Here is a 13645-nt window from a genome sequence, read left to right on the forward strand (position 1 = left end):
TAGTATTCACTTTACCCACTCGTTGAGGGGCACGGTCGAGGTCAGTAGATGAACCCAGACTTGCGCCTGGAGGAGGCAATCGGCACGTCGTTCGGAGCTGACGCTCTGGTTCCCGGCGTAGAAGATGCTGACGTCAACGACGTGAACAGCGCACGCGCGGATGAGTACGCGCTGCTCGCCACGCTTCTCCTGGCCGCTCCGGATGCAAACCTCATGGCGCGGCTTTCAGGGCTGCGAGGCGACGCCGAGACCCCGCTCGGCAAGGCTCATGCCGCACTCGGCCAGGCCGCTTCTTCAGCCTCTCCGGTTGCCGTCAGTCGCGAGTATTTCGAGCTCTTCACCGGGGTCGGGCGCGGCGAACTCGTTCCCTATGCCTCCTACTACCTGACCGGCTTTCTCAACGAACGGCCGCTTGCCCGCCTGCGCGGGGACATGAGGCGCCTCGGCCTTGAACGCGCGGACGGTCATTTTGACCCGGAAGATCATCTCGGCACGCTGTTCGAGATCATGAGCGGCTTTGCCGCCACCCATTTCGTGGTTCCCGCCGGCGAGGAGCGGGACTTCTTTGAACGTCACATCGCGCCGTGGGCGAGCCGTTTCTTGGCCGATCTGGAAAACGCGGCCTCGGCCAGGTTTTACCGGGCAGTCGGCGCGTTGGGGCGGATTTTCATCGACATCGAAGCCGAAGGCTTTGCCATGGAGGCGCGACCAAGCTCGTGACCTGATCGCGTCGACGCATAGGGAGGAAGGCAGATGCAGGAAAAGCAACAGACGGCAATGAACCGCCGCAGTTTCCTTCGCGCCTTCGGCGGCGCATCCACTACCGCCATGGCCGCCGCCGCCGTGACGCTCACCCCAGGAGAAGCGCAAGCTTACGATCCCGGTGAGGAGGAGACGAGGGCTCGCTACCGCGAGACCGAGCACGTCAAGGCATTCTACCGTGTGAACGGTTATGAGACGTTGAAGAAATGAGGGCGCCATGCTGACCAAGCGCAAGAGCGGTCAGGCGAGCCGCACAAGATTGCACACACTGATGGGCACGGTCGCCTCCGCTCCCATCGACCGGCGAACCTTCCTTCGCCGTTCCGGTCTCGCGGCCGGCGGAATGGCTGCACTCGGGTCGTTCCAGCTCGGCACCGTTCAGAAGGCGGCGGCCATCAGTCCGCCGCAGCCGGGCGTGCCTATAGAACTGAAGAAAAGCGTCTGCACCCATTGCGCAGTCGGCTGCACCGTTACCGCCGAAGTCCAGAACGGAGTTTGGACCGGTCAGGAGCCTTCGTGGGACAGCCCGATCAACCGCGGCTCCCATTGCGCCAAGGGCGCAAGCGTACGCGAGCTCGTACACAGCGACCGCCGGCTAAAATACCCGATGAAGCTCACCGCAGGGCAGTGGGAGCGTGTCTCCTGGGACGACGCAATCAATGGGATTGGCGACAAACTGCTCGAGATCCGTGAAAAGTCCGGCCCGGAGTCCGTCTACTGGATGGGGTCGGCCAAGTTTTCCAACGAAGGAACCTATCTCTTCCGCAAGCTCGCGGCCCTGTGGGGAACAAACAATCAGGACCACCAAGCCCGCATCTGTCATTCGACGACCGTCGCCGGCGTAGCCAACACCTGGGGCTACGGCGCGATGACGAACTCCTTCAACGATATCCGCAATTCGAAGACCATGATCATCATGGGCGGCAACCCGGCTGAGGCGCATCCGATAGCGATGCAGCATCTGCTGGAAGGCAAGGAACTCAACCAGGCCAATCTGATTGTCATCGATCCCCGTTTCACGCGCACCGCCGCCCATGCGACCGAGTACGTCCGGTTCCGGTCCGGCACTGACATAGCGCTGTTGTGGGGCATGCTTTGGCACATCTTCGAGAACGGCTGGGAGGACAAGGAATTCATCGCGCAGCGCGTCTACGGGATGGATGAGGTCCGCAAGGAAGTCGCGAAATACACGCCGGAGGAGGTTGAACAGATCACCGGCGTGCCTGGCGATCAGGTGAAGCGTGTCGCCGAGATGTTCGCCACGCAGAAGCCGTCGACGATGATCTGGTGCATGGGCCAGACACACCACACGGTTGGCACGGCCAATACACGCGCAAGTTGCATACTGTGTCTCGCCACCGGCAATGTCGGCAAGCCGGGGACGGGCGCGAACATCTTCCGCGGCCATGACAACGTCCAGGGCGCGACGGATATCGGGCTCGATGTGGTCACCCTGCCCTTCTATTACGGGCTGACGGAAAGCGCCTGGAAGCACTGGTCGCGCGTTTGGGAGATCCCCTACGAGGACCTGCTGAGCCAGTTCGACTCGAAGGATGCCATGGAAACCCCGGGCATACCGCTGACAAGGTGGTTCGATTCCGTCTCGCTGCCCAAGGACAAGATAGCGCAGCGCGACAGCATGCGCGCCATGTTCATTCAGGGCCACGCCAGCAACAGTATCACCCGTATCCCGGATTCGATGAAAGGCCTGACAGGCCTGGAGCTGCTTGTCGTCGCCGATCCCCATCCCACCACCTGGGCATCGCTGGCGGTGGAGGCGGGGCGAAAGGACAACACTTATCTGTTGCCGGTCTGCACGCAATTCGAGACGTCAGGCTCGCGCGTCGCCTCAAATCGGGCCATCCAGTGGGGTGAGCAGATCGTGAAGCCGAGCTTCGAGCAGAAGGACGACTACCAGGTCATCTATCTGTTGTCGAAGAAGCTCGGGCTTGCCGACAAGATGTTCAAGAAGATAGCCGTCGAGGGCGACCGTCCGGTGCCGGAGGACGTGCTGCGCGAGATGAACCGCGGCAGCTGGTCGACGGGCTATTGCGGTCAGTCGCCGGAGCGGCTCAAGGCGCATATGAAGAACCAGCACAAGTTCGACCTGGTGACGATGCGGGCTCCCAAGGACGATCCCGAGGTCGGCGGCGACTATTACGGCCTGCCTTGGCCATGTTGGGGCAAGCCTGAGATCCGCCACCCGGGTACGGCCAATCTTTACAGCACCGGCCTGCATGTCATGGACGGCGGCAGCCCGTTCCGCGCCCGCTTCGGCGTCGAACGAAACGGCCAGACCCTATTGGCGGAAGGCTCCTACACGCAAGGCTCGGAACTCACCGACGGCTATCCGGAGTTCACCATGGCCGTGCTCAAGAAACTCGGCTGGGACAAGGATCTGACGGCGCAAGAACGCGCCGTGATCGAAAAGATCGGCGACGACATCAACAAGGTCTCGTGGTCGACGGATCTGTCAGGCGGGATCCAGCGCGTCGTGCTCAGCCATGGCTGCCATCCCTACGGCAACGGCAAAGCGCGCGCAGTAGCGTGGAACCTGCCCGACCCGGTACCCACCCATCGCGAGCCGATCTATTCGCCGAGGGTGGATCTGGTCGCAAAATATCCGACCTATCCCGACGCCACACAGTTCCGGTTGCCGAACATAGGCTTCAGCGTGCAGCAGGCGGCGGTGGAAAAGGGCATCGCCAAGACGTTCCCGCTGATCCTGACCAGCGGCCGGCTCGTCGAATATGAGGGCGGCGGCGAGGAAACGCGGTCGAACAGATGGCTGGCCGAGCTGCAGCAGGAGATGTTCGTCGAGATCAACCCGGCCGATGCATCCGAACGCGGCATCGGCGATGGGACCTGGGTTTGGGTCAATGGTGCCGAGAACAACGCGAGGGCGCGGGTGAAGGCTCTGGTCACGGAGCGCGTCGGCCGCGGCGTCGCGTTCATGCCCTTCCACTTCGGTGGCTGGTTCCAGGGCAAGGCTCTCAGGGCCTACTATCCGCAGGGCACCGATCCATATGTTCTGGGAGAGAGCGTCAACAGCATCACCACCTACGGCTACGACCCGGTGACGGGCATGCAGGAGCCGAAGTGCACGCTCTGCCAGATCGTTGCGGCGTGAACGGGAGGAACAGAAATGGCCAGGATGAAATTCCTTTGCGACGCTGATCGTTGCATCGAGTGCAATGCCTGCGTCACCGCCTGCAAGAACGAGCACGACGTGCCATGGGGCATCAACCGGCGCCGCGTCGTCACCATCAATGACGGCAAGCCCGGTGAACGATCCGTCTCGATGGCGTGCATGCATTGCACCGACGCGCCTTGCGCGGCGGTCTGCCCGGTCGACTGCTTCTACACCACGGCCGACGCGGTGGTGCTCCACTCCAAGGACCTCTGCATCGGGTGCGGTTATTGCTTCTACGCCTGCCCGTTCGGCGCCCCGCAATATCCTCGTGTGGGCAACTTCGGTTCGCGCGGCAAGATGGACAAATGCACCTTCTGCGCCGCAGGCCCGGAAGGTGATTCCACCGAAATCGAATATGCCAAGTACGGGGCCAACCGGCTGGCTGAAGGCAAGCTGCCGCTTTGCGCCGAAATGTGTTCAACCAAGTCGCTCCTGGCCGGCGACGGCGAGATCATCGCGGCGATCTACAAGGAGCGTGTGACGCAGCGTGGCTATGGTTCGGGAGCCTGGGGCTGGCAGACGGCCTATCGAGAAACGATCGACGTGTAGGAGGCAGTCGGGCTCGTCCCGCGCGCAAACGGAGTTTTCACGGAGGACGCATAAATGCCGGACAACAGGCTTGGTCGACTGATGCCGCAGGCTATCGCGGCGTTCATGACGCTCACGCTGCTGGTCGCCGCGCCCGTGTACGCGCAAGCCCCATCCGGGAGCAACCCGACCGCTCAGGCGGTGAACGAACAGCAGCTTCTTGATGAGCTGCGGAAGATCGAGGGACGCGTCACCCTGCCCAATACGGCCGCCGGCTTGCTCGAGCAGCCGCAAGGCCGCGATTACCGCAGCTTCCACGAGGGCTGGCTGCCTTGGATCGGCGGCATCGCGATAACAGGCATTTTGCTGCTGCTGGCGCTGTTCTATGTCTACCGGGGCCGCATCCGTACATTGGCGCCCGAATCGAGCGTAAGGATTTTGCGCTTCGGTGCCCTGGAGCGGCTGACCCACTGGATGACCGCCACGGCGTTCATCATCCTGGCCATCACCGGCTTGAACTTTATCTTCGGCAAGCGTCTGCTGATGCCGCTGATCGGGGCCGATGCATTTTCAACCTGGTCGATCTGGGCGAAATACGCCCACGACTTCGTCTCCTGGGCGTTCATGCTCGGCATATTGGTCATGCTGGTGACATGGGTCTGGGACAACCTTCCCGATCGCCATGACGCGCATTGGCTCAGAGTCGGCGGCGGCTTCTTCGACAAGACCAACCGGACGCATCCGCCGGCGGGACGTTTCAACACCGGCCAGAAGCTGATCTTCTGGGCCGTCGTGCTCGGTGGGATTGCGCTGTCGGTGTCCGGCATATTCATGCTGTTCCCGTTCGCATTCACCGACATAAACGGCATGCAGACGGCCCAGTATGTTCATGCGACTGTCGGCATAATCCTGATCGCTGTTATTATCGCTCACATCTATATCGGCACGCTCGGGATGGAAGGCGCCTACGAAGCAATGGGCTCGGGCACGGTCGATATCAACTGGGCGAAGGAGCATCATAGCGCTTGGGTCGAAACGCAGGAGGCGAAAGGTACGATACCGCCGCGCTCGGCGGCCGAACCGGCCGAATAAAAGCTTCTGCGCACAATCGGAATGCCCGGGCCAATGGTCCGGGCATTTTTTTTGGGAGTGCCACTAGGCTTTCATTGCGCAGCCTCAAAATCCACGCCAGCGAGCGCAGGTGGATATCCAGGCTACGAAGGCGTCTCCTCGCCGCCCGCGGCTGCGGTTGAGTTGTCGCCCGGTTCGCCGGTCCAGTTTTGACCGACCAGATTGTGCCCCGGATCGCCGACGCGAGTGCTCTCGCTGCTGTAAACCTGCCATGCCGGCTGTTGCTGCTGCGCGCTCAGAAGAAAATAGCCGGCCCCGAACGCGATTGCGATCGAAACGACAATTCCGGTCAAGATCATACCCATCCCGCCTTCTCCCTTTCACCTTCTCAAAGTCCGCAGTCATGCTCTCATTGTGGCGGTGGCGTCTGCGGCGCTGGAGTCTGCGGCGCAGGATCCTGCCCCGTCACAGATGGATTGCCAGATCCCTGAGGGGCCGCACCGGACTTTTGCTGATACTGCAAGTCGAGCGCCGCCAGTGCAAGCAACGGCGGCGGCATGGCGACGCCGGCCACTCGCATTTCCCGCGCGGTCTTCTGGCATTGTGCAATGTCATTGGCGGCGGCCAGTTCCTCCGCTTTCGCGGCGTTGATCACGGAATCCTTGGGAGTGCTCGACGTATCGGAGGGGGGCACCGGCGCGGCTCTGCTTTCCTTCTGGGGCGCGTTCGTCGCCGATCCGCTGGCCACCTTCTCCTTGCTCGGTTGTGGAGCATCGCTGGCAACCCCAGCCTGCCCGGTAATTTTCTGCGCCGAGCCGGTCCCTGCCTCCGGCTTGGCCGGCGCGGCTGCGCTGGTAGAGGATGTGCCAGACTGCTGAGCCGGGGCAGCAGCGGTCGGGCTGACCGCTTCCGCAGGCGCCTTCATGAAGGCGAGGAGCTCCTGGCAGAGATTTGCAGGCCCGCCTGCCTGCTGGGCAGGTGTTTCAGCCGCTGGGGCCGCTGGAGCCGCTGGGGCCGCTGGAGCCGCTGGAGCCGCTGGCTCGGGGGCAGTGCTCGTCTGCGCCAGCGATGTTGACGCCGACAGGGCAACGATTCCTGCGAGAAGCATTTTTTTCATCGCCTTGCTCCTTCCGTGATGAAAATCACCCGCCTCCGCGACAACATAACGTCAGAGGTGCCCGAACGATCCATGGAATTGCAACGCCTGCCTCGCAATTCGGCCATCGGGCGATCCCGCGGCCTTCCCGACTCTTCAGCTCAACGAATGCGCCCGCCCTCGACGAGGCGAGCACCGATGATTGCTGAAGTCGCAAGGGCTGCTTGGCGAGCGATTGGATGCGCCCGCCTTGGCTAAAGCGAAGGCCAATTGCGGACGGGGATTCGAATGTCCGCCGAGAGGGGTACGTGGTCCCTCAGCTTTGTTATGGCGATCTCGTCATAGGTGCCGAGTTCGACAAAGGAATGGGAACGTTCCGAGGCACAAATATGTAGTCGATATGGAAGGCCTGATCCTGCTTCCATCGATGGAAGTAGGTCGGTGACTTTTCCTCGCCGAACCTTTCGTCGTGGAATTCATGCCATGCGCTTACCAGACCAAGTCGAGAGATAAGCTCCAGGACGCGCGCAAAATGACCGTCCGGACTTCGATTCGCGTGGAACCTTGTAGATTGATTGAAATCGCCCGCACCACAGCAGCACGCTTCCGATAAGGTGCTTGACCGGTTCGCGCCATACATGCGCCGCTTATCGACGATCTTTTTTCCAAACTGCAGGAGACGAGCGGACGTGCGGTTGTCACGTCCCAATGCTATGCGGGTGGTGCAATAGCGTTTTCGGAGTGTAGCAAATGTCCAATCTGCCGATTTAATCGAAGCCTATATCGCCGCCTATAACCGCAGAATGAGAAGCAGGTCGGACCTCTATGCGGGAGCGGCCCTGTTCCTCCCGACACAACCGCCGCACGTCGGGATGCGCAATGGCTTGTCAGATCCGCTTTGGCTCGAGCGCATGGCGATGCCTACGCAGCGGATAAACGCGAGATGTGCGTTCGCGCTCCGCGGTTAGCCGCTTCCTTGTCAAGATTGACGATGTTCGATGTTTGTTCAGTAGCAAGCTGTCGGTTGTGGTGGTCAGTACAAAAAATTGATTTGTGCGGCACACAAGCTGCCTAGATGTTACGGACTTCGCATGAAGGACCGATTACGAGGGGTAACCATGGTTCACACTGCACGCCTCCGCCACGATTCTCTGGCCGCCCCCTCCAGCAGAAACGTCCCTGCAAAATGGCTCGCCGCCGCGGCCTTCGCGGCGCTCGGCTTGCTCGCGGCCCCAGCCGCACAGGCGCAGGAAGCGCCTCCCGCGCCCGTCGTCACGGTAGCCAAGCCGCTGGTGCGCGATATCGTCGAGGACGATGAGTTCGTCGGCCGTTTCGAAGCCGTCGACCAGGTTTCGCTGCGCTCCCGCGTCGGCGGCTATCTCGACCAGGTCCATTTCCAGGACGGTACGCTGGTCAAGCAGGGCGACCTCCTGTTCACCATCGACCAGCGGCCGTTCAAGGCGGCGCTGAACCAGGCGCAGGCGCAGGTCGACTCGGCCAAGACCCTGGTCGAATTCAGCAAGATGCAGTTCGAGCGCGCCGAGACACTGTCGCGCGAAGGCAACATACCGGTTTCGACACTGGACGACCGCCGCCGCGAATATCTCGCCGCCCAAGCGCAACTGGACGGCGCGGAGGCGGCACTTGAAAACGCAAGTCTCGATGTCGAATTCACCGAGATCAAGGCGCCGTTTTCCGGCCGGGTCGACCGCCGGCTCATCTCGCCGGGCAATCTGGTGCAGGCCGACCAGACCGTGCTGACCACCATCGTCTCGATCGACCCGATCGACTTCTATTTCGACATCGATGAGCGGAGCTACTTCGCTTATGCGCGCGACGCCCGCGAGCGCGGCGGCGTCATGCAGGAGGGCGCCGGCGGCGTCGATGTTATCGTCCGTGTCGCCGACCGTGATGAAGCGACGGTCAAGGGCAAGCTCGACTTCGCCGAGAACCGTCTGGACGAAGCTACCGGCACGATGCGGGCCAGGGCGCGCTTCGACAACAAGGACGGCGTGCTGCAGCCGGGCATGTTCGGCCGCATCAACGTGCCCGGCTCGCTGCCGCATCCGGGCGTGCTTCTGCCTGACGAGGCGATTGGCGCCGACCAGAACCGCCGCATCGTCTTCGTTGTCGACCAGGCAGGCCTGATCTCGGCCAAGCCGGTCCGCACCGGCCCGCGCATCGACGGCTATCGCGTTATCCGTGAGGGCCTCACCGGCGAAGAGACTGTGGTAGTCAACGGGCTGGTGCGAGTGCGGCCGGGCGTCACCGTCAAGCCCGAGATGACCAAATTGCCGCCCAAGGTTGAAGCCGAAGGGCAGACGCAATGAACTTCGCCCATTTCTTCGTCAACCGCCCGATCTTCGCGGTGGTGCTGTCGATCGTGCTCGTGCTCGTCGGCGGCATCGCCTATACGCAGCTTCCGGTCGCGCAATATCCCGAAATCGCGCCACCGACCATCGTGGTGCGCGCCTCCTATCCGGGCGCCGACGCCGAGACGGTCGCCGCGACCGTGGCGACGCCGATCGAACAGGAAATCAACGGCGTCGAGCACATGCTCTACATGTCGTCCTATTCCTCCGGCGAAGGCTCGATGTCGCTCACCATCACCTTCCGCCCCGGCACCGATCTCGACGCGGCGCAGGTGCTGGTCCAGAACCGCGTCTCGATCGCCGAAGCGCGCCTGCCGGAAGAGGCGCGCCGGCTCGGCATCACCACGGCGAAAAGTTCGCCCGACCTGATGATGGTCATCCATATGCTGTCGCCCGACGACACGTATGATCAGCTCTACGTCTCGAATTATGCGCGTTCGCGCGTGCGCGACGTCCTGCTGAGACTGGACGGCGTCGGCGACGTGCAGATCTTCGGCGAGCGCGAATATTCGCTGCGCGTCTGGCTCGACCCGGAAAAGCTGTCCGCCTACGGCATGACCGCAGGCGACGTAGTCCAGGCGCTGCGCGACCAGAACGTCCAGGTGTCGGGCGGCTCGATCGGCGCGCCGCCGATTGGCGACGGCTCGGCCTTCCAGTATACGGTCACCACGCAAGGGCGCTTCGAAGACGCACGCGACTTCCGCTACGTCATAGTCAAGTCGACCGAGGACGGCCGCTTGATCTCCCTGCAGGACGTGGCGCGCATAGAGCTCGGCGCCAGGGACTACGTCACCAATTCCTATCTCAACAACAAGGCGGCGGTGGCGCTCGGCATCTTCCAGCGGCCGGGCACCAATGCCTTGGCCTCGGCGGAAGAAATCCAGCAGACCATCGCGGAGCTTTCGGAGGATTTCCCGGAGGGGCTGGCCTACGAGATCATCTACAATCCGACCGAGTTCATCGCCGAATCTATCAACGAGGTCTATGTTACCATCGCCGAGGCGATCCTGCTGGTGGTGATCGTCATCATCGTGTTCCTGCAGTCATGGCGCATGGCGATCGTGCCGATCGTGGCGATACCGGTCTCGCTGATCGGGACGCTTGCCGTGCTGCTCGCCTTCGGCTTCTCGCTTAACATGCTCACTCTGTTCGGGCTGGTGCTGGCGGTCGGCATCGTTGTCGACGACGCCATCGTGGTTGTGGAAAATATCGAGCGGAACATCCGGCTGGGGCTCGCTCCGCGCGCCGCTGCGCACAAGACCATGGATGAAGTGGGAAACGCGGTCCTCGCGATCTCGCTGGTGCTGATCTCCGTCTTCGTTCCGGCGGCTTTCATTCCCGGGATTTCCGGCCAGTTCTACCTGCAGTTCGCCATCACCATCGCGGTCTCCACCGCGATCTCCGCATTCAACTCGCTGACGCTTTCGCCGGCTCTCGCTGGCGTGCTTTTCAAGCCGCACAGCGAGGAACATTCGAACTTCTTCCTGGCAAGGTTCGGCCGCGCTCTGGCGAACGGGTTCAACAACGGGTTCGACAGGATGGCGGACGGCTATGCGTGGCTGGTGCACAGACTGGTCGGAACGACTCTGGCGCTTGCCGCCATGCTGCTCGTCTTCGCAGGCCTGCTCTACGCGACCTATCACATGCTGCAGACGGTGCCGCGCGGCTTCATCCCGAACATGGACCAGGGTTATGCGATCGTCGTCGTGCAATTGCCGGAGGGCTCTTCGCTCGCCCGAACGGACGCAATCATCCAGAAGGCGTCGGATATCATCCGCGAGACCCCGGGTGTCGCCAACGCCGTCGCCTTCGCAGGATTCAACGGCGCGACATTCACCAACGCCAGCAATTCCGGCGTGATCTTCGCGCCATTCAAGAGCTTCGAGGAACGGCTCGAGAGCGGCGATACTTCCGACAAGATCATCGGCACGCTGTTTGGCAGCCTGCAAAGCATCCAGGAGGCCTTCATTATCGCGCTGCCGCCGCCGCCAGTGCGGGGCATCGGCAACTCCGGCGGCTTCAAGATGATGCTCCAGGAGCGCAACAGCGCCGACATGCGGCCGATTCTGGCGCTGGCCAACGAAATCGCCGGCAAGGCCAACCAGACGCCCGGGTTGATGGGCGTCTTCACCACCTTCTCGGCCTCCAGCCCGCAATTCTTCCTGGCGATCGACCGCGACAAGGCGCGCATGCTGAACGTGCCGATCCCCAACATCTTCGAGACGCTGTCGATCAATCTGGGCACCGCCTATGTCAACGATTTCAATGCCTTCGGTCGCGTCTACCAGGTGCGGGCGCAAGCCGACCAGGCTTTCCGCATCGATCGCGACGACATATTGAAGCTGAAGGTGCGCTCGGCGGCCGGCGACCTGGTGCCGCTCGGCACACTGGTCGAGATCCGCGACGTCACCGGTCCCTCGCTCGTGCAACGCTACAACATGTATGTCTCCGTACCGCTTCAGGGCAATGCAGCGCCTGGTGTCGCCACGGGTACGGCGCTCGACCTGATGGAGGGGATCGCAGCCGAATCGCTGCCGCAGGGCACTTCCTTCGAATGGACTGAACTCGCCTTCCAGGAGCGGCAGACCGGCAACACGGCGGTCTTCATCTTCGGCCTGTCGGTTCTGTTCGTCTTTCTGGTGCTCGCCGCGCTATACGAAAGCTGGATTACGCCCTTCGCCATCGTGCTTATCGTCCCGCTCAGCGTACTGGCCGCCCTCTTGGGCGTCGCCTTCCGCGGTCTCGACAACAACATCCTAGTGCAGATCGGGCTGATCGTGCTCATTGGCCTGGCGGCGAAGAACGCGATCCTGATCGTCGAATTCGCGCGCCAAGGTGAGGAGCGCGGCCTTGACGCCGTCGAGGCGGCCGTCGAGGCCTGCCGGCTGCGGCTGCGGCCGATCCTGATGACGGCGTTCGCCTTCATCCTGGGCGTGGTGCCACTAGTGATCGCCAGCGGGCCTGGCGCGGAAATGCGCCAATCGCTCGGCACGGCCGTGTTCTCCGGCATGCTGGGCGTGACGTTGTTCGGCCTCTTCCTGACGCCGGTCTTCTACGTTGCTCTGCGCAGGACATTCCGGCGCAGGCGGCCTGAAGCCGGCCCGACCCTGGCTTCCGAGAGCGGCGCAGCCGAGTAGACGCCGAGCCGATGAGGCGCCGGGTTCAGTCTGAAGCCGGACCGGCGGGTTCCTGGATCCCGCGGAGGGATGGATCGGCGATCCATCCCTCGAGCGGATCGAGATGTTCCGGCGCGCCGTATCGCTCGCTTCGCATCCGTCGTCACGGCGCTCGCCGAGAGACGACTTGCTACCCCAGAGTTAATCGAACCCACAACAGTTGGTTGTCGCCTTCTCCGCCAATGTCACGAAGCTCGATCCTGCTCTGAAGGACTCAGGAAGCATATCCGAGCGCTTATGCATACGTGCGGATGGACGTAGGAGTCATCAGGCCCGACGACGCCGGCCGTGGCGGTACACCAGAATGTTGCGGTCGAACTGTAGCCTGCGTTGAAGTCGACGCCGCTCCCGTAACCTGTCCCGGGTGCGCCCTTGGAGCGCAACCGTCGGCAGACTGCCGGCGCCGCGTGTGGCTGCGAAGTTGCCGAACCCATTTTGGACGCCCGCAGGACGCTAGCCCGCGGCAGCGGCCAGGATCGTGCGGCGAACAACCGTCTCCAGCACTGGCACCTTGTAGCCGTTCTTCGCCAGCGGGGTAGCGCCGGCCACCGCGGCACGGGCCGCCTGTCGCGCCAAGTCGTCGGTAAGCCTGTTGCCGATTAGGAGACGTTCGCTTTCGACGGCACGGCGAGGCGTTGGTGCGACCCATCCCATGACGATCGAAGCATTTTGCACTGTCTGGCCCTGCATCGTCAGCACCACCGCCACATCGCAGATTGGCCAGTCGTAGCTGTCGCGCTCGGTCTGCTTGCGGTAGGCGGCCTTCGCCCCGGCGTACAGCGGCGGAACGATCACGCGCGTCATAACCTCGCCAGTCTCGATCCTCGCATCGTGAGCGCGCTGCATTTCGGGTGGCAAGAAGAAATCCGAGAGCTTTACGACGCGTGAGCCGTTGGCGCCGCCGGCAAGTTCGGCGCTTGCATCATAGGCGACCAGTGCCGTCGCCGGCGTCGAGGCTTGGACCATCGCGTTTTTGTCGTTGTCGAAGATCGCGTGATGCTGGTTCTCGTCAGCGCCCCTGCTCCCCATCTCATCTGCACCTTCGCCATGAAAATGATCGTGCCGAAAATACCAGCAGCGCGGCCGCTGCAGCAGATTGCCCCCGATCGTTGCGGCGTTGCGGACCTGCGGCGTCGCCGCATGTCCGGCAGCATCCGACAGCGCCAAGTAGCGCGCGCGGATCTGTGGATCGTTGTCGATGCGGTCCAGCGTCACAAGCGCGCCGAGCGACAGCCCGTTTTCCGTGTCGACTTCGTCGAGACCGCGGATGGTCTTCAGATTTACGAGTCGCATCGGCGCTAGAATCCCTTCCTTCATCAAGTCCAGAAGGTCGATCCCGCCCGCTTTCGCGATGACGGGGCGTTGCTCGGTGCTTTCGGCAAGCAGACCTGCTGCCTGCTCGACCGTCGTGGCATCCACCCATTCGAAGCTGTTCATGGCCATGATG

10 protein-coding genes are annotated in these 13645 nt (G+C 62.6%); 7 read left to right on the forward strand and 3 right to left on the reverse strand.

Features of this window, described 5'->3' with window-relative positions; translation table 11 throughout:
* Nucleotides 1–48 precede the first annotated feature (48 nt).
* Genes AC0L2K_RS27335 through AC0L2K_RS27355 form a run of 5 tightly spaced genes read left to right on the forward strand, consistent with a single transcriptional unit; the run spans nt 49 to nt 5575 of the window.
* Nucleotides 49–720 (forward strand): TorD/DmsD family molecular chaperone, encoded by a 672-nt coding sequence (locus AC0L2K_RS27335; protein WP_473532866.1) that lies wholly within the window; start codon nt 49–51, stop codon nt 718–720.
* A 33-nt stretch (nt 721–753) separates the two neighbouring features.
* The gene (locus AC0L2K_RS27340; protein WP_473532867.1) at nt 754–972 is read left to right on the forward strand and encodes a formate dehydrogenase; all 219 of its coding nucleotides are present in this window, start codon (nt 754–756) and stop codon (nt 970–972) included.
* Nucleotides 973–979: 7 nt separating this feature from the next.
* Entirely contained in the window at nt 980–3892 is a 2913-nt protein-coding gene (locus AC0L2K_RS27345) for a formate dehydrogenase subunit alpha (RefSeq protein ID WP_473532868.1), read from the forward strand.
* A gap of 15 nt (nt 3893–3907) precedes the next feature.
* On the forward strand, nt 3908–4504 hold the full coding sequence (gene fdh3B / locus AC0L2K_RS27350) for a formate dehydrogenase FDH3 subunit beta (protein ID WP_027151217.1): 597 nt from the start codon (nt 3908–3910) through the stop codon (nt 4502–4504).
* A 54-nt stretch (nt 4505–4558) separates the two neighbouring features.
* Nucleotides 4559–5575 (forward strand): formate dehydrogenase subunit gamma, encoded by a 1017-nt coding sequence (locus tag AC0L2K_RS27355; protein WP_473532869.1) that lies wholly within the window; start codon nt 4559–4561, stop codon nt 5573–5575.
* A 122-nt stretch (nt 5576–5697) separates the two neighbouring features.
* Here AC0L2K_RS27355 and AC0L2K_RS27360 read toward each other — a convergent pair whose 3' ends face one another.
* Together AC0L2K_RS27360 and AC0L2K_RS27365 are read right to left on the reverse strand one after the other, a co-directional pair.
* Nucleotides 5698–5913: a hypothetical protein gene (locus tag AC0L2K_RS27360; protein ID WP_240992696.1), complete on the reverse strand. Its 216-nt coding sequence runs from the start codon at nt 5911–5913 to the stop codon at nt 5698–5700.
* Between the two features lie 50 nt (nt 5914–5963).
* Nucleotides 5964–6479, reverse strand: coding sequence for a hypothetical protein (locus tag AC0L2K_RS27365; protein ID WP_473532870.1), 516 nt, complete (start codon nt 6477–6479; stop codon nt 5964–5966).
* A gap of 1289 nt (nt 6480–7768) precedes the next feature.
* Here AC0L2K_RS27365 and AC0L2K_RS27370 point away from each other — a divergent pair.
* Nucleotides 7769–8980, forward strand: coding sequence for an efflux RND transporter periplasmic adaptor subunit (locus AC0L2K_RS27370; protein ID WP_473532871.1), 1212 nt, complete (start codon nt 7769–7771; stop codon nt 8978–8980).
* Entirely contained in the window at nt 8977–12159 is a 3183-nt protein-coding gene (locus AC0L2K_RS27375) for an efflux RND transporter permease subunit (RefSeq protein ID WP_473532872.1), read from the forward strand. The genes AC0L2K_RS27370 and AC0L2K_RS27375 overlap by 4 nt, the downstream gene beginning before the upstream one ends.
* A gap of 492 nt (nt 12160–12651) precedes the next feature.
* Here the strand turns inward: AC0L2K_RS27375 and AC0L2K_RS27380 are convergent, their stop codons facing one another.
* Nucleotides 12652–13641: an FAD binding domain-containing protein gene (locus AC0L2K_RS27380; protein WP_473532873.1), complete on the reverse strand. Its 990-nt coding sequence runs from the start codon at nt 13639–13641 to the stop codon at nt 12652–12654.
* Nucleotides 13642–13645: the final 4 nt, after the last annotated feature.

It is taken from the genome of Mesorhizobium sp. WSM4817 (assembly GCF_055811135.1).

Bases quoted from the DNA above. Each gene is read 5' to 3' on its own strand.
- AC0L2K_RS27335 (WP_473532866.1), top strand. From the start codon at position 49: ATGAACCCAGACTTGCGCCTGGAGGAGGCAATCGGCACGTCGTTCGGA.
- AC0L2K_RS27340 (WP_473532867.1), top strand. From the start codon at position 754: ATGCAGGAAAAGCAACAGACGGCAATGAACCGCCGCAGTTTCCTTCGC.
- AC0L2K_RS27345 (WP_473532868.1), top strand. From the start codon at position 980: ATGCTGACCAAGCGCAAGAGCGGTCAGGCGAGCCGCACAAGATTGCAC.
- fdh3B (WP_027151217.1), top strand. From the start codon at position 3,908: ATGGCCAGGATGAAATTCCTTTGCGACGCTGATCGTTGCATCGAGTGC.
- AC0L2K_RS27355 (WP_473532869.1), top strand. From the start codon at position 4,559: ATGCCGGACAACAGGCTTGGTCGACTGATGCCGCAGGCTATCGCGGCG.
- AC0L2K_RS27360 (WP_240992696.1), bottom strand. From the start codon at position 5,913: ATGATCTTGACCGGAATTGTCGTTTCGATCGCAATCGCGTTCGGGGCC.
- AC0L2K_RS27365 (WP_473532870.1), bottom strand. From the start codon at position 6,479: ATGAAGGCGCCTGCGGAAGCGGTCAGCCCGACCGCTGCTGCCCCGGCT.
- AC0L2K_RS27370 (WP_473532871.1), top strand. From the start codon at position 7,769: ATGGTTCACACTGCACGCCTCCGCCACGATTCTCTGGCCGCCCCCTCC.
- AC0L2K_RS27375 (WP_473532872.1), top strand. From the start codon at position 8,977: ATGAACTTCGCCCATTTCTTCGTCAACCGCCCGATCTTCGCGGTGGTG.
- AC0L2K_RS27380 (WP_473532873.1), bottom strand. From the start codon at position 13,641: ATGGCCATGAACAGCTTCGAATGGGTGGATGCCACGACGGTCGAGCAG.